The organism is Enterococcus sp. AAFC-DPL-5146, from assembly GCF_058216635.1.
Genome location: NZ_CM177103.1, coordinates 1,643,360 through 1,668,743 on the forward strand (window position 1 = coordinate 1,643,360; position 25,384 = coordinate 1,668,743).

Here is a 25,384-nt window from a genome sequence, read left to right on the forward strand (position 1 = left end):
AATGCCTAACATTTTAAACACACGGTTGGGACTATTCGGTTTTGTCGCTATATTAATTTGGCTAAAAAATATTTTTGCTTATACAGTAGATTTTCATTTAAGAATTGAGAATGCTTTCGAGTATTTTATTCTCTTTATTAATCCAATTGCTTCAACATTTTTCTTATTGGCTATTGCATTATATGTAAGACGAAAAAAAGCATCTTATATAACTATGATGCTGATTTATTTCTTAATGACTTTACTAGTATTTTCTAACGTTGTTTATTATAGAGAATTTACTGATTTTATTACTGTCAATACAATGCTTGGAGCTGGTAAAGTTGCTAGTGGTCTTGGTGAAAGTGCCTTGCGTTTATTCAGACCCTACGATATTGTTTATTGGCTAGACTTTATTATTATTGGTATCTTATTAATTGCTAAAAAAATCAAAATGGATGAACGTCCTGTGCGAGCTCGAGTAGCTGTTTCAATTAGCTTACTGTCTGCTTTGTTCTTTGCGGCAAACTTAACTTTAGCTGAAACTGCCCGTCCTCAATTATTAGGCCGTCAATTTTCTAGGGACTATATCGTTAAATTCTTAGGGCTTAACGCTTTTACAGTTTATGATGGCGTTACTACTTATCAGACAAACCAAGTTCGAGCGGAAGCTAGTGAGAATGATATGGATACTGTGTCTGATTATGTAAAAGGTCATTATGCAGCTCCAAACCCAGATACATTCGGTATAGCAAAAGGTAAAAATGTGATTTACATTCACTTAGAAAGTTTCCAACAATTTTTAATTGACTATAAGTTAAAAGATGAAAATGGAACTGAACATGTTGTTACACCATTTATTAATAGCTTATATCACAACAACAGCACGTATAGTTTTGATAACTTCTTCCACCAAGTGGGACAAGGAAAAACTAGTGACGCTGAGACGATGTTCGAAAACTCTTTATTCGGTTTAGATCAAGGTTCACTTTTCACTCAAGTTGGTGGCAAAAACACCTTTGAAGCAGCACCAGCTATTTTAGATCAAAAAGCTGGTTACACAAGTGCAGTCTTCCACGGAAATGCTGGTAACTTCTGGAACCGTAATGAAACGTACAAACATTTAGGGTACAATTATTTCTTTGATGCAAATTACTATGATGTTAATGAAGATAATTCGTTCCAATATGGACTACATGACAAACCGTTCTTCCAGCAATCAGCACAATATTTAGAGCATTTACAACAACCGTTTTATTCTAAATTTATTGCTGTATCTAATCACTATCCGTATTCACAATTCACAAATAATGAAGCAGGATTCCCGATTGCTCAAACATCTGATGAAACAATCAATGGATACTTTGCTACAGCAAATTATCTAGATAAAGCAGTTGAAGAGTTCTTTAATTACCTAAAAGCTTCTGGCTTGTATGAAAACTCTGTAATCGTTCTTTATGGCGATCACTATGGTATTTCAACTTCTAGAAACCAAAACTTGGCTGAATTACTTGGAAAAACAAAATCAACTTGGAATGACTTTGACAACTCAGCAATGCAGCGTGTTCCATATATGATTCATATTCCAGGTCAAACAAACGGCGGTATCAATCATACTTATGGTGGTCAAGTTGATGCTTTACCTACCCTATTACATTTAATGGGGATTGATTCAAAAGAGTATATTCAAATGGGACAAGACTTATTCTCTAAAGAAAATTCTCAACTTGTTGCCTTTAGAAATGGAAACTATGTTTCACCAAAATACACTATGCTGGGCTCTAGTATTTATGAAACAGCAACTGGTCGTTTGATTGAAGAACCAACTGAGCAAGAGAAACAAGAAGCACAAGCATTAAAAGAAAAAGCGGATTTGCAGCTTAAAATCTCTGATCAAACAACTAATGGTGACTTGTTACGATTCTATACCAACAGCGGATTAAATCCTGTAAACCCAGATAACTATAACTACAAAGATCAATTACAACAATTAGAGAAGATTGAAAAAGACAAAGGTAAAGATTCAACTAGTGTTTATAGTAAAAATAATAATACATCTACTGTTGATAAATACCATACTGAGTCTTTCCAAGATTATCTAAAATCTGGAAAATAGCATAAAAATAGTCATGAAAGCTTGAGTAAATTACTCAAGCTTTTTTATATCTTGTTCATAATTAATTCATATTCTTATTTTATACTTATTGTAGTGAGGTGAATATATTTGAAAAATATACGTTACGCTTTTGCCAGCGTTTCTTACCATAAAAAAATTTCTTTTGGTATTGGAGTCTGCTCTGCTTTTTTTCTACTTTTCTCAACAAGTATTTTAAACTTAGTTGATACAGAAAAAATGGTGAACAAACAAATTCGTAATTTTATCAACGAATCTGACTACCTCCTTAATTACCAAAAAATTATGAAACTTTATACTGCTATGTACTTGATTGTTCTATTACTCGGGTTGATTTTAATTGTAAGATTGATTTTTGTTTCATCAAAGATAAAAGAACAGGATATGATGAAATGGCGTATTATGGGCTTTTCAAATCGTTTCATCATTAAGCAGTCCCTTTTAGAAAATCTTATCCCTATAATTGCAGGAATTTTGGCTATTGCCGTGCTGCTTTTAGTTTGCCAACATACATATGAGTTTATCTTAATGCTCCTTAGACCTTTGGTTTCAGATGGAGTCGGCATCAAGCAAGTCTCTTTCTTCTCATCTAGTGTACTTTTGGAAAGTACACCTAATCAAATCGTCAATGCAAACAAGGATACCCATTTTCTTGCAATCGGAATTAACAGCTTGCCTGTTGCAACAATTTTTAGGGCTTTCTTAAAAAATTGTCTTATCCTATTATCTATTACAATTGGGAGTACTTTATTGTTATCTTATTTTTCTTCAAAAAAATCTAAAAACGTATTTAGGATGTGAGTGAATGAATCATTCTTTAGCAAAAAATTGGACAGATGACCGCTTCAATGAATTGTTCCAGCAACAACACATGACTGTTGTTTTGGAAGATCAAGGCAGTATTCAAGCAGATTTTTATTTTCTAATTGACAAAACATTTGATTTGAAACAATCTATGGCCGTTGGTTTCATTCTTTCTGAAAACACATTTTTACCTTATCTTTCCATTAGAGATAATTTATTTGTAGGGAGTTCTATCAAAGAAAAAAATAAAAAAATGCTCCTTCATGAGCTGTTTGAATACGTGGGACTTCCGGATAGTGTTTTAAACACTCCAGAAAAAAAACTCACTTCTTTTGAACGTATTAAACTTCAACTAGTTCAACTAATGCTTATTGATAAGGATATTATTATTATTGATGATATTTTTCAGGAGCTTTCCATCAGCCAGCGGCAAAACTTACTGCCTTTGCTTCAAAAAATAGCAAAGGAAAGGCAAAAAGCGATTCTGGTTTTAACAAATGACATTCAAATTGCGGAAAGTCCTTATATGGACAAAATTATCAAAACTGCATAACTAAAAGATCCGATTAAACATTAATGTTTAATCGGATCTTTTAGTTTTATTCTATTCTTGATCAGCAATCTCTACATCAGGAAATGAAATAGTAAAACTGGTCCCTTTCCCTGCTTCACTTTCAACACTAATCTTCCCTTTGTGTAAACGAACCAATTGCTCAACAATTGATAAGCCTAAACCAGACTCACCATATTTTGTATTTTTTCTAGATGGATCAACTTTATAATAACGATCCCAAATATTTTGAACTTGTTCTTCTGACATCCCGATACCTGTATCCGTAATCGTTACAATTGTCTCCAAATAGCCTTTTTGTATGCGAACTCGTATTTCACCATCTTGGGTAAACTGTATTGCGTTTTGAATAATGTTTACCATTATTTGTACAAAACGATCGTAATCAGCATAAACATCAATTGGTTCATTCGTCTCTAAAATAAGTCGATCATTGGCAGAGTCAGCTTTTGCATCTAACTGTGTCAGAATATTTTTCAACGTTTCTGTTGCATCAAATTTCTTGATCACAATACTGATTTGGTTGGTTCTGATTTTTTCATAATCTAAGTTTTCATTTACCAAGCGAATTAAGCGAGAGGTTTCATTTTGCATGAGTTTAATAGCATTCTCTCTTTGACCTTCAGGTATTGCATTGTATTGCAGTCCTTCAAGTAGGCCATTAATCGTTGTTAATGGGGTTCTCATTTCGTGAGAGGCATCTGCCATAAATTGACGTCTTCGCTCTTCTTGACGATCGATTTCTTCTCTAGATTCTTTTAAAGATTCAGCCATTTTATTAAAATCATCCGCCAAATCATCAAATTCATCCTTATCATGGGTGACAAGTTTAACATCGAAGTTGCCACTAGTTATCTCTTTTGTCGCTTTTCTCATTCGATTAATTCGTTTCACTTGGAAACTGGCAAAGAAATAACTCAAAATCAACCCTACAATACTTGATATAATGAAACCTTTAAATAAATTTGCAGTGATTGCATCTACACTATTAGAAACATTCTTCGCTGGTTGCGTAATTACCAACGCACCTATAATGACATTTTTGTTGGATTGAACATCTATCTGGCTAACAGGCAGCATCACATAAGATGACACATGTTTCGCTCCATAAATATCTTTATCTACCGTAGCATATTTTTGCTGTCCTTCCATTAATGCATTCCAGTTCTCTTTGATTACAGAATTATCTATTTTTTTTTCTGTATTTTCAGGATACTGAACGTTCATTGCCCTATCATAAAAGACAAATTGAACATCTTGATTGCTTAAAAAGCCTTCAAACAAATTAAATGATCTATTCCAGATATCTTGATCTGTCATTCCAGGTAAGCGATTGATGGAATCTTTCGTTTGCCAAGCAGATATTGCATAGCCTCGAAGCTGCTCATAGTTGTTATCTTGCATTGTTTTTTTAGTCAGTTGTGTAAATGATGTACCTACAATCAAAATGATTAGAATAATTACACCCCAAAAAGCCAATAATTGTTGATATAAATATTTCATCTAAGCGACTCCGGAATCATCAAATTTATACCCAACGCCCCAAACAGTTTGAATCACTTGTGGTCCTACTTTTTCAATTTTTTGACGTAATTTTTTAATATGTGCATCAACGGTACGTTCGTCGCCAAAATATTGATAGTCCCAAACCATCTCAAGTAACTGTTCACGTGAAAATACCTGTCTTGGTTTTTTAGCTAAAGTATAAAGTAAATCAAATTCTTTTGGTGTTAAACCACCAATCAATTTATTATCTAGATAAGCTTCTCTGGTTTTTGTATTCATCTTAAAGTGATCTGTCTCCACATCAAATTGATCATCTGAGCGATCACTCCCCTCAGTCCCATGATCACCAATCTCTGAACGACGGTGTAAGGCTTTTATACGAGCAATCAATGTTAGTGGACTAAATGGTTTAGTCACGTAGTCATCTGCTCCCATCTCCAATCCTATAACTTGGTCACTTTCAGAGTCTCTAGCTGTTAGCATAATAATTGGTACAGTATTAGAAACCTTACGAACCTCTCGACATACAGCCATTCCGTCCATTGTTGGTAGATTTAAATCCAATGTAATCATATCCCATTTTTCAGGATTCTCTAAAAAAGCATCCAAGCCTTCTTTGCCATCATATTTAAAGGTAGCATCCCAACCTTCGTTTAAGAAAAACATTTGCATCATTTCTGATACTGATTCATTATCTTCTATCATTAATACATTCATTATATATTCGCCTCTTTCCTTCAAGTTTAACGTCAGTTATATTATACTCTAAAATTCGGCCAGCTCCAATAACTTCTCTCTTTCTTCAAAAAAGCTTTGTCTTTTGTTCATTCTTTGATAAGATTAAGACTGAAAGGACGTTGAAAATTCATGGAAAATATACAAGCAGTTGCTTTTTTTGATTTAGACGGCACATTATTGAATCATAAATCACAGATTACACCTGAAATTACTACCGCCATCAATACTTTAAAAGACAATCATGTCCTACCAATGATTGCAACCGGCCGTACAATTGTAGAAATTGAACATATTATGAAGGATAGTGGTATCGATTCTGCAATTGTAATGAATGGACAATTCATTCAAGTCGAAGGAAAGAAGATTTATTCAGATGAATTTACGTATGAAGAATGTTTAAAAATGTATGAGCACGTTAAAAGCTTAGGTCATGAAATTTCATACTACAACGATCAGCAGATTTGGTGTTCTGGCCATAATAACATCGTTGAGAATGCTTATACCTTTATTCATTCCCAACCGCCTATAATCGATCGATCAAATCTAAAAGATAAGACAGTCAATATGATGTTAGTTTTATCTGAAGATGGTGATGAGCATTACTTGAAACATTTTCCAGAAATGACTTTTTATCGTAATGGCCCATACTCTATCGATACAGTTAGAAAAGGTGTTTCTAAAGGCTCTGGTGTCCAAAACTTATTTAAAACACTGGATTTACCAAAAGTTCCAACTTTTGCATTCGGTGATGGGATTAATGATCTCGCCTTATTTGATGCTTGTGATAACAAAATTGCTATGGGAAATGCTCGAAAAGAGTTAAAAGAGCGATCTAGCTATATTACTAAAAAAAATACTGAAGGCGGAATTGTTCATGCCTTAAAACATTTTGATCTGATTTAAACTGACTTAACTACAAGAAAAAATCCCTCTTCTATTTAGAAGATGGGATTTCTTTTTTATGTCTTTTTTGATGAACACAGATAACGGTTCCTGTCACTTGAATCAGTAAGATTAAAAGCAAAACAAAGCTTAACCACATATGTCCCTGATCGAACGTTCTTTTTAACAATACAAGTAAAATCAGACTGCTTACTGAATAAAGTGACCATTGTTTATCCATAATATCTAGACCCCTTCGGTTTGTTATATCAAGGATAGGACTTTTGGTTGAAAAATGCAAGGGTCTTTCCTGTATCTGTGAATATTCATATGATTTTTTAGTATTTCTTTATAATTCTAAGTAAATTCTAAAAGTCATTTAATTGCCCCTTTTTATCACTAAGAAGTTTTATCCATTTCAAACCGTTGTAAAAAATGATACACTAACTTTACTGCAATCTTTACTGTTAGGAGTTATGATATATGAATGAAATGAAACAACCGCCTATTCAGCTTATATTAGATACTTGCTTATTGGCTGGTAAAATTATGACTGAGAGTGGCTCAGAAGTTTATCGTGTGGAAGATACCATGAACCGAATTGCTGAAAATGCTGGTCAAAAAGAAAGTGTTAGCTATGTCACTGCGACTGGACTTTTTATGGGATTCCGTTCAAGTAATTATACTCAATTAGAAAATGTAACCGAACGAAGCATTAATTTAGAAAAAGTAGCAATCGTCAACAACCTTTCACGAAAATTTGCTGATAAAGAAATTTCTTTGAAGGAACTTAACCACAGGCTTACAAATATTAATCATGAAGCCCCTACCTATTCTGTTCCGTTACAAATTTTTGCTGCTGGAGTAGTTAGTTGTACATTAATGTATATATTTGGTGGAACTTGGAACGATTTTTTAGCTACTTTCTTTATTGGAATGATCGGTTTTAGCGTTTCCTTTTTTACGAAAGAATGGCTAAGTATTAAATTTTTGGATGATTTTCTTTCGGCTTTTACGATTGGTCTACTGGCCTATCTTGCTGTAAAATTTCATCTAGCACAAAATATAGATAACATTATCATCGGCGCTGTAATGCCTCTTGTTCCAGGTGTTGCTATTACAAACTCTTTCAGAGATATATTAGCAGGTCATTTAATCAGCGGAACAGCTCGGGCAACAGAAGCAATTTTTATCGCCGGATCAATCGGAATTGGGATAGCAATTGTTTTTAAACTATTTATGTAAGGAGAAATGAATGTGGAAGTTGTGATTCATTATTTATTTAGTTATTTCAGTACAGTTACTTTTGGTATTGTCACAAATGTACCTCGAAAACTTTTAAACGCTTGTGGTATAACTGGTGCTGTTGGATGGATGGTTTTTTGGTGTACTAAAAATCTGGAAACAGGTGAAATCTTTGCCAATTTTCTTGGTGCAATTGGCATTGGCATGATGAGTATTTATTTTTCCCGTAGAAAAAAAATGCCTATGACAATTTTTAATATCCCTAGTCTTGTTCCTTTGGTTCCTGGCGGACCCGCCTATCAAGCAGTTAGAAGTATTGTTTTAGGTGATTACGTTAGTGGCTTTCATTTTATTATTAAAGTCATTATGACAGCTGGAGCCATTGCTGCTGGATTTATGGTTACTGGAATTGTAGAACGACTATTAAAAAAATTATTTGACAAAAATAAATCAATAATAAAAATACCAGAATAGCTTCTTTAACACAAATAAAAACAGACTATTCCAGTAATCAATAATGATAACTGGAATAGTCTGTTTTTTATTAATCTATTGCAATTTCTTCAGGTTCTTCTTCGAAAAATAGCAATAAATCCTGTAATGTTAATTTTTCTTTTTCTTCTTTGTTTAAATCTTTAATGATTTGACCTTTTTGTAAAACAATCAATCGATTACCATAATGCAGCGCATCTTCCATTCGATGAGTAATCATCAAACAAGTTAGATTAGCTTCTTTGATTCGTTGATCTGTCAAACGCATCAACTGTTTAGATGTCTTAGGGTCCAACGCTGCTGTATGCTCATCCAAAAGTAATAATTCTGGTTTCGTTAATGTTGCCATTAATAAACTTAACGCTTGTCTTTGACCACCGGAAAGGTTTCCTGTTGGTGTATCTAAATGATTTTCTAGTCCATTGCCTACCTCGCTGCATATTTTTGAAAACAATGCTCGTTGCTCGTTTATTTTCCGCAAGCGCAGGCCGCGTCTTTGTCCTCTGTACATCGCTAGGAGTAAATTTTCAGAAACGGTCATTCTCGGTGCAGTTCCCATCTTGGGATCTTGAAAAACACGGGAAAAATATTTCGCTCGTTTTTCTTCAGAATAAGTAGTAATTTTCTGTTCATTAATGAACAGGTCCCCTTCACTTAAGGCTAACGTCCCTGCAATACTGTTGAATAATGTACTTTTACCAGCACCATTACCGCCCAATACTGTAACAAATTCACCTTGAGCAATTTTTAGATTCACATGATTTAAAATCACCTTCGTTTCATTTAAACCATTATCAATTCGCTTGGTAGCATTTTTAAGTTCTAAAACTGTACTCATTTTCCATCCTCCTTTTCAGGTAGAAAGTGTAGATTTAATGCTTTTTTCAACTGAGGAATCATTAGACATGCAGCTAAGATTACTGCTGAAAAGATTTTTAAATAAGTTGTATCAAACCCAAGTTTAATCACAAGTAAGATAAGTAATTGATATATAATACTTCCTACAACGATTGCCACTAATCGTTCAGCAAAAGTTAATTCTCCAAACAACACTTCACCTATAATGATCGACGCTAAACCTATAACGATGACACCCGTTCCTTTATTCACATCGGCATAACCATCATTTTGAGCAATCAATGCACCAGATAAAGCAATAACACCATTTGATAACGTTAATCCTAAAATTTTCATAGAATCTGTTTTAATACCAATTGAACGAGCCATGTGCTCATTATCTCCTGTTGCAATATATGCCTGCCCTAAATTTGTATTGAAGAAATATAATAGTAAGCTAATGATAATCACTAGAAAGATTACACCTAAAAATACAATGTCATAATAATTAGGTAGGTTTAGTTGTAAAAAGAAATCTTGAATTTTCGGTTTGTTCAATAAAGATAAATTTGGTGTCTGCATCACATAAAGAATAACTGAATTTAAACCTGACATCACTAAGATACCCGCTAAAATTACTGGGATTTTTCCTTTTGTAAACAATAAACCTGTTACCAATCCCGCACACATTCCAGCTAAAACACCTAATAAAGTTGCTAAAATCGGATGAATCCCAGAAGTAATTGCTGTAACACAAACTGCTCCTCCTAAAGGAAACGATCCTTCCGTTGTCATATCCGGAAAATTTAAAATACGATAGGTCATAAAAATACCCAATCCTAATATTGCCCATAACATTCCTTGTCCAATTGCTGAAACAATCATTTGATCCTCTCCTTATGCTTATTCTATAATTTTTGCTTTCGAACGAATTGTTTCAGGAATTGAAATTCCTAATTTATCCGCTTGCTTTTGATTAATGATGATATCTCCTGTTTTAAATGTATAAATCGGCGTTGTCGCAGGTTTTGCTTTTCCTGATAAAATGTCAGCTGCCATTTTACCTGTTTGAACCCCTAAATCATACTGATTGATTCCAACTGTAGCTACTCCACCTTGTTCAACCATTGTATCTACAGATGGAATGATAGGTGTTTTGGTTTTATCGGCTTCATTGACAACGGTCTGCATCGCATTGGCAATGGTATTATCTGTAGGGATATAAATAGTATCTACTTCTCTTGCCATGACTTGAACCGTTTGAGCAATTTCATTACTCGAAGGAACGGCAAAGGTTTTAACAGTCAAACCTTTCTTCTCAGCCACTCTTTTCGCTTCTTCCACTTGATATTTTGAATTTTCTTCAGATGATGCATATAAAATTCCAATTTTTTTGCTTTGCGGTAAAATTTCTTTCACTAAATCAAACTGTGCATCAACAGGTGATTTATCACTGACACCAGTTATATTGCCTCCTGGTTTTTGATTATCTTTTACTAGCCCTGCACTAACCGGATCAGTGATTGCCCCAAGTACGATAGGAGTCTCTGAGGTTGTATTAGCAAGCGCCTGAGCTGCTGGAGTGGCAATTCCAATCAAAACATCCGATTTTTTTTCTTGAACCAATTGCTGACTCATAGTAGCTAACTTGCTTTGGTCAGCTTGTCCGTTCTGAAAAGCAATTGTCATATTTTTCCCATCTTCATATCCTTTTTCTTTCAACCCTGCTTGAATCCCTTTATAAATTTGGTCCAAGGCCGGATGACTAACAAATTGCAATACTCCAACTGTGGGTAGATTTTCTTTAACGGTTTCTTTCTTTTCTATAAAAAATGAAACAACTAAAAAAACAACAATAATTATTATAACGATTGATAAACGGTTTTTTCTCATTCCTATTCCTCCTACGATAAAAACTAAATACTAACGAAGTAACAATACTCAAACAAAAAAACAACGACAAATCCTAAAAAGGAGCGGTCGTTGTTTTATAAACAAAAACCACATAGATCAATCATCTATGCAGTCAAAAATTCAACTTGAACAAACTGACATAGATACAAAATTTAGAATTTATCTTCTAAAGTTGCATCTATGAGAGTCTCATACATACAACTATCTACGCCAGTTTTGCCATGAATTATTCAATTGGTTGATTGGTTTGGATAGTCTGTTCATGTAATCACTCCTATAGTCTTGTTAAAAACAAGTTTACACCAAATACAATTTGTTCGTCAAGTCTAAAAATGTTCAAACCTATCACTATACTGAATTTTCTTTTTTGGTTCTTTTTAACCTTCTACGATAACTCCAACTATCTTTTTGTTCATTGAACGGATAAAACTTTAGACTTGTAAACATTTTTTGTGAGCCTTTATTCCAATTGAAAATCTCGCTTACGGTAATAAAATCTCTGCCTAATTTTTTTGATTTATAGATAAAGTACTTCGTAACCATTCGTCCAATATGACGATTACGAAACTCTTGATCGATAACAATCGCATAATCATCTTCCGCCAACCAGACATCTCCGATTGTTTGAAAACGACTACCGCTGTTATACTCAATATAATAAAGCAATCCATGTTCATTTTGCCACGCATACATTTGTTGGATTTGTTCTTTTGAATAGGTCATTTTAACACCAACAATATTATACATGCTTTCTGGGTCCTGATACCATTTCAGCGACTCTTTTCTAATCTTATCAAAAGGCACTAAACGAAGTTTTTCATTTATTCTGACCTTTTTTGATAAATTATGTTTGAAAGAGGACTCAGTGTTAGGCTGAGTCCTCTTTTTGAATGCATCTACGGCCAACTTCCGCCATTTAGTACTTTTCACGTCGATCACATCTCACATACTCAGGCTGTAATTTAGGTCTCATTATCCAAACTCCCAATAAAATGAATAGAACAATTCCTTCCATATTAAACCCTTCTTTCTAAATTTAGAGGTTTATTGCGCCATAGAGTCAGCTTCAACTGACTGTTCAACGTCTGCTCCCTCTTGCCCTGTTGTTTGCGTTTCTGTCGTTGACTGAGTCGTCTGTGTTTTTACTGGCGGAGCCGATGATGCTGGTGTCTGAACACTTTGTCCGATACTTGACAATGGCAACTGATTCAATCCTGGTATGAGCATAGTTGACGTATCAAAGTTTTCACTAATAGATAATCTATTTTTTTCTTTTCCATTTTCAAAGAAAATAATTGTCACTTCATTCTTTTTGATATTATATTTGCTTTCGATTGTCTGGGCATCATAAACAATTGGATAAATGTAAATGCTATGATTAAAGTCGTTCATTAATTTAGAATCTTTTAAAACATCAATCACATTCTGATAAGTTTTTCCACTAGGAACTGAGAATAAAACAGTCATTGCTGTTTTTTCGCTAATTTCTTTATCTGCTGTTTTTGCATCTAAATAATTTGCTTTTTTAGCTAACTTTACTTCGTTTACTAAAGAATTGATCTCAGATGCACGAATATTCGCTTGCACTTTTGGTACAATGATAAATAAACTAATAATGAATAGAACGATCACTGCTAAAATAATTGCACTAAGCTTTTTCTGTCTATTTAAAATAGCCATGAAATCATCTTTAACATCAATAAAATTTTTCTTCATGGGTTCTCTCCTCTACAACTTATATGTTTATTATACTAATACTTCTTATCTTTGCCTAGTATAACAAATAATACCTCTCATAGTTTTAATAATAGAATGTATTGTTATTTATTTTTTATTACATAAATATGAATAAATCGCAATAATAAAAGACGGATTTCAGTTATTGACAAAAACTCACCTCTAGCCTATACTTTTATTTATGATGAATACATTAGAAAACCATGAAAAGAAAAGTACTGTTTTTATAAAATTCATGAGAGAGTCTCGGTAGCTGAAAAGAGATAATTTTAGAAAATAGGAAGATGGCCTTTTCGTTAACATTAGTGAATACTTAATTAGCTAATGTTGGGGGCGCCCATTACAGCGTTACGGTATTAATCCTTGTGATTTGTACCTGTTGAGGAAAATCTTGTGAGAGATTTTTAAACTAAAGGTGGTAACACGATTTGTCGTCCTTTACTTTTAAGAAAAGTATTGGGCTTTTTTGCGTTTTTCAATACAAAAAGGATATCATTTTACCACTGAAAATCAACGGAGTAATATTCAACTTGTGAGAACGATTGCTAAAAACATTTAGCAATCTATTAAAATATAAAAAGGAGGAAACAATATGACAACAATTAAGGATATCCCATTTCGCTATGATCAGGTAGGTAGTTTTTTACGTCCCGAGAAATTAAAAACAGCTAGAGAACAATTTGCAAATCATGAAATATCAGCAAAGGAATTAGAACAAGTTGAAGATCAAGCAATTATCGAATTGGTCAACAAACAAGTTCAAGTTGGATTAAAAGCCGTAACAGATGGTGAATTCCGCCGTAGTTGGTGGCACTTAGATTTTCTTTGGGGACTAAATGGCGTTAAGCAAACCATCCCTGATACTGGCTATCAATTTAACAAAGTTAAAACCAGAGCTGCTTCCTATGAAATTACAGATGCTGTGTCGTTTAATCCGAATCATCCATTTTTTGATGCCTTTACATTTTTAAAAGCACATACACCAAACGGCATTCTTTCTAAAGTATCTATACCTTCCCCTACTCTCTTATTCAATCGAAAAAGTAGTAATACATTTATTCCAGAAAATTATCAAGAGGAAAGTGTTTATATTAATGATTTAGTCCAAGCCTATAAACAAACAATCCAAAAATTTTATGACTTAGGTTGCCGTTACCTTCAATTAGATGACACTTCTTGGGGAATGTATACAGGCTTTATTGAAAATGCTAAAACAGATGCGGAAATTAAACAATGGCATCATCAATGTGAAGCTGGTGTGGCTGTTATTAACCAATTACTTGAAGGATTACCAGAAGATTTGACCATCACTATGCATGTTTGCCGTGGTAATTACAAATCTGACTGGGCGATTGCTGGTCCTTATGACCATGTTGCTGCTTATTTAGCTCAGTTAAACATAGATGGTTATTTCTTAGAATATGATGATGAACGTTCCGGTGGATTTGAACCCTTAGCTCAAATTTATAAAAATGGTGCAGCTAAAAAAATCGTTTTAGGATTAGTTACATCTAAATTTCCTCAATTGGAATCACAAGAAAGTTTAATCAAACGAATTACTGAAGCAACCAACTATGCCCCACTTGAAAACCTTTGTCTTTCTCCACAATGCGGTTTTGCCTCTACGGAGGAAGGAAACCATTTAACAGAAGATGAGCAGTGGGCGAAAGTTAAACTAGTTATTGATACTGCAAAAAATGTTTGGCAAGATGCTTAATAAAAAACAAGAAGCTGTTAGATAAAATCAGCTTCTTGTTTTTTATTGACTAAGAGTAAAGAAAACTACGTTATTTACGATTCAAATTAAACAATTTCACATTCTTCAACTTTTATTTCCCACTTCCTTTATAAATAAAAAGAACTCCGTTATAATAGTACTATTACGTATAAAGAATTGAGGGATGTTTATGTCATTTGATGGCGTATTTACTCATACAATGGTCTCAGAATTATCTGAGGCATTAATTACAGGACGAATTTCAAAAATTCATCAGCCATATGAAAATGAAGTTATTCTAGTTATCCGCACAAAAGGAAAAAATCATAAATTACTTTTATCTGCTCACCCAAGTTACACTCGGGTACAGCTGACTGAAATCGCTTATGCCAATCCTGAAACGCCACCAAATTTTGTTATGATGCTGCGGAAGTTTCTTGAAGGGGCTATCTTGGAACAGATTCACCAAATCGATAATGATCGAGTGATTCACTTTACCTTCACCAAAAGAGATGAACTGGGTGATTTGCAAAATATCATTCTAATTGTAGAATTGATGGGCAGACATAGCACGATTGTCTTAATGAACAAAGAAAACGGAAAAATTTTAGATGCTATCAAACATATCGGCAGTTCTCAAAATAGTTACCGTTCTTTACTGCCTGGCGTTGAATACATTGATCCACCAAAACAAGAACAACAAAACCCGTTCTTAGCTAGTAAAGAAAAAGTCTTCGAGATTCTTTCAAAAACCAGTGAACTTAACGGGAAATATTTACAAAGTCAATTTCAAGGTTTAGGTAAAGACACCGCTGATGAATTGGCGTTTCGTTTAAATGAACGACCAAACGAAAAAATGCTTGTCTGGCAAACATTCTGGTCTTCACTTGAAAGTAAGACTCTTCCAACTTTGACATCAAATGAAAAAAAAGAGTACTTTACTCCTCTTCCATTTGCTTCACTTGAAGGAAAACAGAAAAGTTTTGACTCACTTAGCAAATTACTAGATACTTTTTATGGTGGAAAAGCAGAAAAAGATCGAGTGAAACAACAAGGCGGTGAGTTGATTCATAAAATTGAAAATGAATTAAAACGTAACCAAAGTAAAGTTGTAAAGCTCAAACAAACCTTAGCAGATACAGAACACGCTGAAAATTATCGACGTGATGGTGAGCTTTTAACAACCTTTATGACTCAAGTCCCTAAAGGCGCTGAATTTGTTGAACTGCCGAATTATTATGAAGAAGATCAATTACTAAAAATAAAATTAAACCCAGCACTTACACCCAATCAAAATGCTCAAAAGTATTTTCAAAAATATCAAAAGCTAAAAAATGCGGTCAAAGTCGTTCATGGACAAATCCAACAAGCCGATCAAGAAATTAGTTATTTAGAGTCTGTTTTATCTCAATTAGAAATTGCGGGCCCGATGGATATTGAAACCATCCGTGAAGAATTGATTGAACAAGGATATGTCAAAAGACGAAGATTTAAAAAGCACAAGCAAACGAAAAAAAGCAAACCAGAAGAATTTTATTCTACTGATGGCAGCTTGATTCTTGTTGGTCGTAATAATCTGCAAAATGATCAACTAACACTAAGAACAGCGAAAAAAACTGATATTTGGTTACATGCAAAAGATATTCCTGGTTCTCATGTAATCGTTAAAGATACTAATCCATCTGATGAAACGTTACTACAGGCAGCTAACTTGGCAGCTTATTATTCGAAATATCGTTTATCGGCACAAGTTCCTGTTGATTATGTACAAGTGAAACATGTTCATAAACCTAACGGAGCTAAACCAGGATACGTCATTTATGAAAACCAGAAAACCCTCTATGTCACACCAGATGAACAATTAGTAGAAACACTAAAAACGAACACCCCTCACTAAGAGAGGTGTTCGTTTTTTTTAATCACGAGCAACCATTGCCCGCTGTACTAATTTATTGGATACATCAGAAATGATTTTATTTGCAGAGACACCTTCTAATAAAGGTTTTTTAATTGTCATATAAAAAATGTACTTAGGATCTTCCGTTGGTGTGATTGTAACCACTGAATGGAGATAATCTTGTTTTTGATAAATGCCATCTTCAAAAAATTCTGCTGTACCTGTTTTTGCAGACACATTCAGTCCTTCTATCGCATATTCTCGACCTTTTCCATATTTAGGATCTGTCGTAACGTCTTTCATATATTGTAAAACTTTTCCAGCAGTTTCACTGGAAATCGGTGTTCCTACAGTCTCTGGTTGAATCATTTTTTCTTCTCCAGTTGAAGAGACTATTTTACTGATGATATTTGGTTTTAGCATTTTACCACCATTAGCAATCGCAGTATAAGCTTGAAGCATTTGTAAGTGCGTAACAGAAATTCCTTGTCCGTAAGACGTCATTGCTCTATCAACAGTCGTCTTATTTTGAATCTCTCCATTAGCTTCTCCAGCCAAACCTAAATTTGTACTTTTACCAAAACCGAATTTTGTCAGGTAGTTTTGCCACAAATCCGGCATTCGCTCTTGAAGCGTCACCATTCCCACATTACTTGACCAAGCTAAACCTTGTCTAAAGGTCATATTCCCCTCACCTACACCGCTATTCCAATCATTGATTGTTGTATCATCGACTTTGATGTTTCCTGAGGTAAATTGCTCATTTTCATTGAATTTATTTTCTTCAATTGCACTTGCTATTGTCATGCTTTTCATAGTTGAACCTGGCTCATAGACATCCTCTACAAGAATATTCCGCCAACTAGCATTTATATCACTCAACCCTTTTTTCGTGTCTAATTCAAAAGTAGGCCGTTGAGATGTTGCTAAGATGTTCCCGGTTTTTGCCTCCATCAAAGTTGCTGTGATATGCTCTGGTTGGTATTTTTTTGCAGCATCGTCTAATAGTTCTTCCAGATAAAATTGTAGATTACTATCTAACGTTGTATACACATCGCTTCCATCAACTCGTTTTGTTTCTTTGACACTTCCAGGCTTTACATCTCCTAATGGGGAATTTTTTTCATAGCTTCTAGAGCCATTTTTACCAGACAGCTGCTTGTTATAGGATTTTTCGATTCCCATGATCCCTTGTTCATTCTCATTATCATCTTGCTGAGTATAACCGATAAAATAAGAAGCAAAGTTTCCAACTTGATAACTACGTTTTGTTTCTTCTTTAAAATAAATTCCTGATATTTTTTTCTGCTTTAATTCTTCCTCAATATTTCTTTTTGTTTCAAAATTTAAATTTCTACCGTTTGTTCCAAATTCGACGGTTGTGATTGCTTCTCCATCTTTATTTACACTAGGTTTTAATTGTTTCAAGGTTACCGACTTATCGATTTTCACGTATTTTTCAAATATCTCTGCAATTGTAGACCAATCTTTTTCTTGAACATATAGTTTTTTTCCATTTAAATTTGTATAGTTTTTATCTAAAATGGCATACAAAGAAAATGCGCTGGAATCTTCAACTAACACATTGCCATCCTTATCAAAAATCGATCCTCTTTTTGCCTCAAGACTTTCATGAACTTCGTAAAGCTCTTTCGTCTTTTCTTTCAAAGAAACACCTGCAACTTTACCTGCTATTACAATATATGAAAGTCGTGTCACAAACAATAAGAACAGAGCAACCGTTAAAAATAAAATAATCACACTCACCCGCTTGCGATTTTTGGTTGTTGAAAGTTTACGACTATTAATAAATTTTTTTATTTTTTCCATCCTTATTTATCTCCAAATCATTCATGAACTTTTTGTTAATTGATTAAAAAATACCTTCTTCTTAACTATAATTTATAGGAAGAATAATTAGCGTTTATCATAGCTTTCTTAATAAAAAATTAGATTTTACTTATTTGTTTATATTCCAGTAATCTAAGAGCATATATCAATTTTAACAAACAAATAGAATAAAATAAATTATTATTTGAATGAAATTCTAAAAAGATTTAAATTTAGACTATACTTAAATTTAAGGAGTGATTTCACTGAATCAAGAAAGCGTTATCATCGCTGACGCTGCATCAGGTATTGGCCAGGCTTCAGCGGTTAAGTTTTCTGAAAAAAACTATAATATTGTCATCGTTGATATCAACAAAATCAAAGGAGAACAGGTGGCTGCGTCAATTAGAGAACAAGGTGGATAGGCTATTTTCGTCCAAGCTGATGTTAGCAAAAAGTTGATTGCGAAATTTACGTAAACAAAACAATAGAACGATTTGGACGTATTGATGTTTTTATCAATAATGCCGGAGTATTGCAAAACTGGTAAAAGACTTTTTACAGGCATTGGTAAGCGGGATCACCTTTCCCCAGTTTCAAACATAAAAATTAATGAGAGGGAAACAAAACTAAGGTTTAGTTGTGTCTCTCTCCCATTTTCTTTAATTATTTTTTTCGTGCAACATGTACTTTTAATTGCTTTCCTTTAATTGTACGTTCTTTCATTGCTTGTATAACAAGTGGACCTTTACCATTTAAAATATCAATATACGTCACATTCTCCTGAATCGTGATGATTCCAATATCTTGTGAAGTAACACCATCAATTTTTGAAATTGTTCCAACGAAATCAAGTGCTCGCAATTTCTTTTTCTTGCCGCCATTAAAATAAACTTTTGTGATTTCTTCATTTAGACGTTTGGCTTTTTGACCTTTTTGCCTTTGCTTAGTCGTTATTTTTTTCTCAAAAGCATCTTTACTTCTTGTCACTAGTTTAGAATTTGGTATCGTAATTCGGTTCATGGAAAGATTACCATAATCTTCGATTTCTTTTCTAAGTTGCTCTTCTTTTGGTGTGACAAATGTCAACGCAAAGCCTTCTTTGCCAGCACGACCTGTTCGACCTACTCGATGGATATAGCTTTCTTTTTCAAAAGGAACATCCAGATTAATGACATGCGTGATATTTTCAATGTCAATTCCTCTTGCCGCCACATCTGTCGCCACAAGATATCTAAATTTCCCTTTTCTAAAGGCATCCATAACGTCAAAACGATCTTCTTGCATCATTCCACCATGTAATTTACCGACAGGATAACCTGCTTTAACAAGAAATTCATAAGTATCATCGACTTTTCCTTGTGTATTACAAAAAATAATACATGTGTCAGGATTTTCAACAATTGTCACTGCTTGTAGCCCTGCTAACTTGTTTTCTTCTGTTATATCTAAATAAGCATGTTGAATTTTAGGTGTCGTCTGTTGGCTTGCTTCAATTTTTACGACTGTTGGTTCACGTAAATACGAACTGCTCATCTTCTCGATGGTTTCAGGCATCGTTGCAGAAAATAAAAGCGTATGTTTTACTTTAGGCAAAACTTTAATAATATCTTTGACTTGTTCGATAAAACCCATATTTAACATTTCATCAGCTTCATCAATAACCAAATAATCTATCTTTTCAAGAGGTAATGTCCCCTTAGTTATATGATCCAATACTCGTCCAGGTGTTCCAACTACCATGTGGCTTTTCTGTTTTAGTTCTGATTTTTGTTTAACGAATGATGCTTTTCCAAAAACAGCCGTTGCTTTGATTCGTTTATATCTACCAATATTTATTAAATCTTCTTGAACTTGCTGCGCTAACTCTCTAGTAGGCTCTAAAACAAGGACTTGAGGTTTGTTTTCAATCCAATCTACTTTTTCACAAAGTGGGATACCAAAGCTTGCTGTTTTTCCACTTCCTGTTTGAGACTGAACTAATAAGTCTTTTCCTTCTAAAACAGCCGGAATCACAGCTTGTTGGACAGCTGTTGGTGTTTCGTACCCTAAATCAGACACGGCATTTAAGATGACTTCACTTAGTGGATATCTATCAAAATTATTTTTATTCATTATTTCCCCAATCTATTATTTTATTGATCAACATATATTCTACACGACTAAAACTAGTTTATTTACTGTGAATTTAATGTAATCAAAGTCTTCCAAGTATCATCTGTTCACGTTGAGACTCAAGTACTTATTATCCATGAAAAGCTCTCGGACTGCAAGAGGTTGAATCATTCTTCTCTTTAATCCAAATTTATTACTTTCGCACAGACTAAATATGTCTTTACTTTTCTAAAAAATAAGTTTATAGTCCGCTCTTTTTTTATTAATCATTCCTTTTTCCAGAACCTTTAAAAAGCATTTTATTGAGCTATCAATAAAATGCTTTTTCGTTCTCTTCTTTGTTCACTATTTTTAAGTTTCCTTGTTCTTGAAATTGGGAATGTTTATGTTTTAACCTAATTTTCAAGCCATTTATATTTTTAGATGGACTTCTCCACACAGTTAAGAAAGACTTGAATATTTCAAAAGTTTACACGATCAACAAAACTAGTTAAGGATAAAATTTTTAATATCTCTCACTGCTAGATTTTTATTCTCTCCCAAAAATAACTGATGCCTTCCATTTTCATATATTTTCAAAGATACTTTTGCATTACTGGCTTTGGCTAGATAATATGCACTTTTATAATATGTAGTTTCGTCTTTTCTATTTTGCAAAATAAGCATTCTTTTCGTCGGTGTTGATTTGAGAGTTTTTTTCATTTTTTTCTTTGTTTTTTTTAGTAGCGACAAGAACTGAAAGCATGAATGAATAGATGTCGTTTTTGCTGAATTAACATAATAATCTAATTTTTCTTGTTGTTTGAATAATAATCCTTGCAGAATATCTTGTATGATGACATTGGCATTATACAGATAAATTGGTGTACTACATAAAATTAGTTGATCCACTGATTCTCTCTCAGATGCCTGAATTGTCAACAAACCACCCATTGAAAAACCAATACAGGTAATGTGCGTATAACTTTGTTCAAGTTCATCTAATTTCCTATCAACATCTGCTAACCATTGATCAGAGGTAGCTTTTGAAAAGTTTTGTCTATTTCCATCGTGTCCAGTTAATTGAATCCAAAAAGAAGCAAGATTACTTTTTTCCAAATATTCATGTAAATAAAGAATTTCTTGTTCATTACCACCAAAGCCGTGAATAATCAGTATCGCTCTTTTTTTCATTATGACCTACTTTCTTATAAATAAATGATCTTTCCCAGTTTAACAAACTATCATTTGATTTTTTATTACATTATCATTTTATCCTGAATTCTGCTAAATATTCTTCTCTTTAGCATTAAATTTAATAAAAAATTAGCATCCAGTTCTAACTATTTTTTCAACAAAAAAGAAGTAAAACAGTAAAAAAGCACTTGTCTTACTCCCTTTTTATATTGAATTACTTTGTTCTATTCACCAAAAATTTCTTTTGCCATCGAAAATGCCGACCACGCTTTTGGCCAACCACTATAAAAAGCTAAATGTGTAATCAATTCCACGATTTCTTCTTTAGTAACACCATTTTCTTTAGCTATTTTCATATGAGCTTCTAATTGTGGCGCGCCTTGTGTTAATAAACTTGAACAAGTAATCAAGCTTCGGTCACGTGGCGAAAGTTGTTCTTCTCGTGACCAGACTTCTCCAAATAAGATATCATCGTTTAATTCTGCAAATTTTGGAGCAAACGCACCAAGTTGATCTCTGCCGGCTGTTTGTTTTTTCATTAGGTAGAACTCCCATCTTTTATTCATTTTTTAATTTCCTGTATAATTCATCTGAAACAGGTTCTAACCATTCTGGCATCCCTGCAGTGATTGCTAGATGTTCAAACCAGCTGTCTTTTGTGGCACCATGCCAATGTTTGACACCATCATGTGTAACGATAACATCTCCAGCTGTTAAAAATTGGGCGGGTTTCCCATCTTCTTGGTACCAGCCTTCACCGCCTGTTACTAATAACAATTGAAAGCCATCATGATGAACATGCCAATTATTTCGACAACCAGGTTCGAATGTTACATTAGCAACTCCAACATTGACTTTAGGATCTGTGACTAAATTTTTTAAATAACTCTGACCGATAAAATAGTGTCCGTAAGCATCATTTTTTTCTCCTATAGGAAAAATCACACCATTTTTTACTTCTTGAAATCTCGCCATTTTCTATTCCTCCAGCGATTATATTTATTTATGCCCAACGATTACATGTGGAACGTATGGTTCTTCTAAAAACGCCACTTCTTCTTCGGTTAAAATTAAATCCAAAGCAGGAATTGCATTCGTTAAATGACTTTCTTTAGTTGCACCAATGATCGGTGCAACAACAGGTTCTTTTTGTAGTAACCAAGCAAGCGCAATTTGCACTCGCTCAACGCCACGTTTTTCAGCAATTTCAGCGACTCTTTCTACAATGATCCGGTCTTGATCAGCGGTAGTGTCATATTTTGACATCGCCGTTTTATCCATTTCAAAACGCTTAGTTTGTGCGCTCCAATCACGAGTTAACCGTCCAGAAGCTAATGGACTATAAGGGGTAACAGCAATTTTCTGATCCTCACACAATGGCAGCATTTCTCTTTCTTCCTCACGGTATAATAGGTTTAAGTGATTTTGCATGGAAACAAACTTTGTCCAACCATTTTTCTCAGCCACTGCTTGTGCTTTCGCAAACTGCCAAGCAAACATAGCAGATGCGCCAATGTAGCGAACTTTACCAGATTTTACTACGTCATGTAATGCTTCCATGGTTTCTTCAATTGGCGTAGTGTAATCCCACCGATGAATAATATACAAATCTACATAATCCATACCTAATCGTTCCAAACTATCATCAATTTGATGGAAGATTTCTTTTCTTGAAAGTCCTCCACTATTTGGTACATTTTTTTTCATCGTGGTAAATAGTTTTGTCGCAACAACAATTTCATCACGATTGGCATATTCATTCAATGCTTTTCCAAGAATCCGTTCACTTGCGCCATATGAATAAACATTAGCTGTATCAAAAAAATTAATCCCTAAATCAAGGGCTTTTTTGATAACTTTTTTACTGTCTTCCTCTTCTAATACCCACTCATGAAATCCACTTTTCGGATCACCAAACCCCATTGCACCTAAACAAAGTCTTGAAACTTCCATTCCTGTATTCCCAAATTTTACATAGTTCATTGAATTTCCTCCTCTTAATGAATTGCAATTCTTGCTACTAAGTATAGTCTACTTCTTACAGTGAACTCTAAGTCAAGCGTTTTCTCTGATAAATAAAAAATTTCTGACTATCGTTTACTCTAAAATAACCTAATTAGAAGCTCAACAATATGTAGAAGATTTAAGATTTCTATAAAAAATAATCGATTTATCTATTTAATGCGTATTTTAACATTGTAGAAAAGTGAAAAAAGATGGTGGCTAAATCTCTCATGAAGGAGTTGATTGCCTTTGCAACTTTAGTTGTGTTGATGATAGATAAAAATAAACCAAAAAAAAACCATCTAATTTTACTTTAGGCAGTAATTAGATGGCATCAAAAACTATTTAACTATTAGTCACCGTTTTTTAGAGGCATGAATTTGCAGTCCTCTTTTCAATAATATCGTAACACAACTTTTTTTCCCTTGTCACTACCTCTAAATATAAAAAATAATAGACATTCGCACTCTAAAAAGTTCGTGCGAAACGAAACAGTCAGGAACAACTGTTACAACAAAATTTTTAAGTTAGTTTTCTTTATAGGTTCTCACCGTATTTGAAATAGAAACAATACTGTACAGAAGTTGGTCTACATAATCACTATCTACATCAATATCTAGTACATCATTAAACATCTCTTCATACTCAGTAATTGATAATCCCTTGCGTTCTTCTAATTGTTTTTGGTGAAGATCCGTAAGTAGGTGTTCTTGATAATTTTCAACAAGTCTACCGCTAAAGAACTCGGATACAGTACCAGAACCATAACTAAACAAGCCCACTTGCTCTCCACCATTCAATCCACCATTTTCTAATAGTGAAATCAAACCCAGATATAAAGACCCTGTATATAAATTACCGACTTGTCGACTATATAAAATACTTGCTTCATATTTCGCTAAAATTCGTTCTTGCTCTTCAGGTGACTCCTCTTCTAAAGCAGCTAATAATGCTTTTTTCCCCATCTTTGTATAAGGTATATGGAAGGTTAATGCATGAAAATCAGCAAATGATTTCTTGTTTTTTCGTTGGTATTCTTCCCATACTTTTTGAAAAGCTTGGATATATGTTTCATTAGATAATTGCCCATCAACCATTGGATATTCATGTCCCACTGGACGCCAAAAATCATAGATATCTTGCGTCAATGCCACACTATCATCATTTAATCGTAAAATTTTTGGTTCAGCCGAAACCAACATAGCAACCGCACCTGCTCCTTGTGTAGGCTCACCGCCAGAAGCTAATCCATATTTAGCGATATCAGAAGCGACAACTAATACCTTACTTGCTGGATGACTTTGAATATGAGCTACAGCGTACTGCAATGCCGCAGTTCCTGCGTAGCAGGCTTCTTTTATTTCAAAGGCACGAGCAAACGGTTGAATGCCCAACAAGCGATGTAAAACTACCGCTGATGCCTTCGATTCGTCTATACCAGATTCAGTCCCTACAATCACCATATCAATTTGCTCTTTATCTTCATCAGCTAAAATGTTCTTTGCAGCATTTGCAGCAAAAGTCACAATATCTTGTGTTTTTTTGTTAACTGCCATTTTATCTTGTCCGATACCAATATGGAATTTGTTAGGATCCACCTCTCTTGCCAAAGCTAAATCGGTCATATCTACATAATATGGTGGGACAAAGAAACTAATTTTATCTATGCCAACGTTCATTTCATATCTCCTTTTTCAATATTCTCTTCATTACATAGTATAATTTATCATAACTTTGATGAAAATAGGTAAAAAAAGAATTAAATATTCATTTGAGTATGTCAGAAGTTTTTTATTCTGGATTATA

General features: G+C 33.8%; 23 protein-coding genes and 1 other annotated feature. Of the genes, 8 read left to right on the forward strand and 15 right to left on the reverse strand.

The genetic code is table 11. The annotated features are described in order from the left end of the window. Position 1: 1 nt before the first annotated feature. The 3 genes from AC4BB2_RS07410 (at position 2) to AC4BB2_RS07420 (ending at position 3,470) form a co-directional block, all read left to right on the forward strand. Entirely contained in the window at positions 2 to 2,095 is a 2,094-nt protein-coding gene (locus AC4BB2_RS07410) for an LTA synthase family protein (protein ID WP_490474681.1), read from the forward strand. Positions 2,096 to 2,203: 108 nt separating this feature from the next. Continuing rightward, a complete protein-coding gene (locus AC4BB2_RS07415; protein WP_490472328.1) occupies positions 2,204 to 2,914 on the forward strand; it encodes a hypothetical protein in 711 nt (236 codons plus the stop codon). 4 nt (positions 2,915 to 2,918) lie between these two features. Beyond that, on the forward strand, positions 2,919 to 3,470 hold the full coding sequence (locus AC4BB2_RS07420; protein ID WP_490472329.1) for a P-loop NTPase family protein: 552 nt from the start codon (positions 2,919 to 2,921) through the stop codon (positions 3,468 to 3,470). A 51-nt stretch (positions 3,471 to 3,521) separates the two neighbouring features. Here AC4BB2_RS07420 and AC4BB2_RS07425 read toward each other — a convergent pair whose 3' ends face one another. Both AC4BB2_RS07425 and AC4BB2_RS07430 read right to left on the reverse strand, forming a co-directional pair. Then, positions 3,522 to 4,991, reverse strand: a complete 1,470-nt coding sequence (locus tag AC4BB2_RS07425) for an ATP-binding protein (protein WP_490472330.1) — start codon at positions 4,989 to 4,991, stop codon at positions 3,522 to 3,524. Further along, positions 4,992 to 5,711, reverse strand: a complete 720-nt coding sequence (locus AC4BB2_RS07430) for a winged helix-turn-helix domain-containing protein (RefSeq protein WP_490472331.1) — start codon at positions 5,709 to 5,711, stop codon at positions 4,992 to 4,994. A gap of 150 nt (positions 5,712 to 5,861) precedes the next feature. Between AC4BB2_RS07430 and AC4BB2_RS07435 the strand changes: the two genes are divergently transcribed. After that, positions 5,862 to 6,635 carry a Cof-type HAD-IIB family hydrolase gene (locus AC4BB2_RS07435; RefSeq protein ID WP_490472332.1) on the forward strand — a complete coding sequence of 258 codons (774 nt, stop codon included), beginning with the start codon at positions 5,862 to 5,864 and terminating at the stop codon, positions 6,633 to 6,635. Between the two features lie 31 nt (positions 6,636 to 6,666). Here AC4BB2_RS07435 and AC4BB2_RS07440 read toward each other — a convergent pair whose 3' ends face one another. Beyond that, the gene (locus AC4BB2_RS07440; protein WP_490472333.1) at positions 6,667 to 6,855 is read right to left on the reverse strand and encodes a hypothetical protein; all 189 of its coding nucleotides are present in this window, start codon (positions 6,853 to 6,855) and stop codon (positions 6,667 to 6,669) included. Positions 6,856 to 7,097: 242 nt separating this feature from the next. Between AC4BB2_RS07440 and AC4BB2_RS07445 the strand changes: the two genes are divergently transcribed. Together AC4BB2_RS07445 and AC4BB2_RS07450 are read left to right on the forward strand one after the other, a co-directional pair. After that, positions 7,098 to 7,859: a threonine/serine exporter family protein gene (locus AC4BB2_RS07445; RefSeq protein ID WP_490472334.1), complete on the forward strand. Its 762-nt coding sequence runs from the start codon at positions 7,098 to 7,100 to the stop codon at positions 7,857 to 7,859. Positions 7,860 to 7,871: 12 nt separating this feature from the next. Next, positions 7,872 to 8,333 carry a threonine/serine exporter family protein gene (locus AC4BB2_RS07450; protein ID WP_490472335.1) on the forward strand — a complete coding sequence of 154 codons (462 nt, stop codon included), beginning with the start codon at positions 7,872 to 7,874 and terminating at the stop codon, positions 8,331 to 8,333. Positions 8,334 to 8,403: 70 nt separating this feature from the next. On the opposite strand, the gene AC4BB2_RS07455 is transcribed toward AC4BB2_RS07450, so the two are convergent. From AC4BB2_RS07455 to AC4BB2_RS07475, 5 genes are all read right to left on the reverse strand, one after another. Then, positions 8,404 to 9,189, reverse strand: a complete 786-nt coding sequence (locus AC4BB2_RS07455; protein ID WP_490472336.1) for an ABC transporter ATP-binding protein — start codon at positions 9,187 to 9,189, stop codon at positions 8,404 to 8,406. Further along, positions 9,186 to 10,073: an ABC transporter permease gene (locus tag AC4BB2_RS07460; RefSeq protein WP_490472337.1), complete on the reverse strand. Its 888-nt coding sequence runs from the start codon at positions 10,071 to 10,073 to the stop codon at positions 9,186 to 9,188. The genes AC4BB2_RS07455 and AC4BB2_RS07460 overlap by 4 nt, the downstream gene beginning before the upstream one ends. 18 nt (positions 10,074 to 10,091) lie before the next feature. Further along, the gene (trpX, locus tag AC4BB2_RS07465) at positions 10,092 to 11,081 is read right to left on the reverse strand and encodes a tryptophan ABC transporter substrate-binding protein (RefSeq protein WP_490472338.1); all 990 of its coding nucleotides are present in this window, start codon (positions 11,079 to 11,081) and stop codon (positions 10,092 to 10,094) included. 369 nt (positions 11,082 to 11,450) lie between these two features. Then, complete coding sequence (locus AC4BB2_RS07470; protein WP_490472339.1) at positions 11,451 to 12,032, reverse strand: N-acetyltransferase; 582 nt, start codon at positions 12,030 to 12,032, stop codon at positions 11,451 to 11,453. Between the two features lie 114 nt (positions 12,033 to 12,146). Further along, positions 12,147 to 12,818: a hypothetical protein gene (locus tag AC4BB2_RS07475; protein WP_490472340.1), complete on the reverse strand. Its 672-nt coding sequence runs from the start codon at positions 12,816 to 12,818 to the stop codon at positions 12,147 to 12,149. 215 nt (positions 12,819 to 13,033) lie between these two features. Continuing rightward, positions 13,034 to 13,281 (forward strand) — a binding site (T-box leader). Positions 13,282 to 13,431: 150 nt separating this feature from the next. On the opposite strand from AC4BB2_RS07475, the gene AC4BB2_RS07480 reads away from it, so the two are divergent. Together AC4BB2_RS07480 and efbA are read left to right on the forward strand one after the other, a co-directional pair. After that, a complete protein-coding gene (locus AC4BB2_RS07480; RefSeq protein ID WP_490472341.1) occupies positions 13,432 to 14,556 on the forward strand; it encodes a 5-methyltetrahydropteroyltriglutamate--homocysteine S-methyltransferase in 1,125 nt (374 codons plus the stop codon). A gap of 190 nt (positions 14,557 to 14,746) precedes the next feature. Beyond that, a complete protein-coding gene (gene efbA, locus AC4BB2_RS07485; protein ID WP_490472342.1) occupies positions 14,747 to 16,453 on the forward strand; it encodes a fibronectin-binding protein EfbA in 1,707 nt (568 codons plus the stop codon). Positions 16,454 to 16,471: 18 nt separating this feature from the next. Here the strand turns inward: efbA and AC4BB2_RS07490 are convergent, their stop codons facing one another. The 7 genes from AC4BB2_RS07490 to AC4BB2_RS07520 form a co-directional block, all read right to left on the reverse strand. After that, a complete protein-coding gene (locus AC4BB2_RS07490; protein ID WP_490472343.1) occupies positions 16,472 to 18,283 on the reverse strand; it encodes a penicillin-binding transpeptidase domain-containing protein in 1,812 nt (603 codons plus the stop codon). A 666-nt stretch (positions 18,284 to 18,949) separates the two neighbouring features. Continuing rightward, positions 18,950 to 20,398, reverse strand: a complete 1,449-nt coding sequence (locus tag AC4BB2_RS07495) for a DEAD/DEAH box helicase (protein WP_490472344.1) — start codon at positions 20,396 to 20,398, stop codon at positions 18,950 to 18,952. A gap of 486 nt (positions 20,399 to 20,884) precedes the next feature. Next, positions 20,885 to 21,571, reverse strand: coding sequence for an alpha/beta hydrolase (locus AC4BB2_RS07500; RefSeq protein ID WP_490472345.1), 687 nt, complete (start codon positions 21,569 to 21,571; stop codon positions 20,885 to 20,887). Positions 21,572 to 21,798: 227 nt separating this feature from the next. Next, the gene (locus AC4BB2_RS07505) at positions 21,799 to 22,113 is read right to left on the reverse strand and encodes a carboxymuconolactone decarboxylase family protein (protein WP_490472346.1); all 315 of its coding nucleotides are present in this window, start codon (positions 22,111 to 22,113) and stop codon (positions 21,799 to 21,801) included. Positions 22,114 to 22,132: 19 nt separating this feature from the next. After that, the gene (locus tag AC4BB2_RS07510) at positions 22,133 to 22,549 is read right to left on the reverse strand and encodes a cupin domain-containing protein (protein ID WP_490472347.1); all 417 of its coding nucleotides are present in this window, start codon (positions 22,547 to 22,549) and stop codon (positions 22,133 to 22,135) included. Between the two features lie 24 nt (positions 22,550 to 22,573). Next, positions 22,574 to 23,557, reverse strand: a complete 984-nt coding sequence (locus AC4BB2_RS07515; protein WP_490472348.1) for an aldo/keto reductase — start codon at positions 23,555 to 23,557, stop codon at positions 22,574 to 22,576. A 548-nt stretch (positions 23,558 to 24,105) separates the two neighbouring features. Beyond that, positions 24,106 to 25,257, reverse strand: coding sequence for a hydroxymethylglutaryl-CoA synthase (locus tag AC4BB2_RS07520; protein ID WP_490472349.1), 1,152 nt, complete (start codon positions 25,255 to 25,257; stop codon positions 24,106 to 24,108). Positions 25,258 to 25,384: the final 127 nt, after the last annotated feature.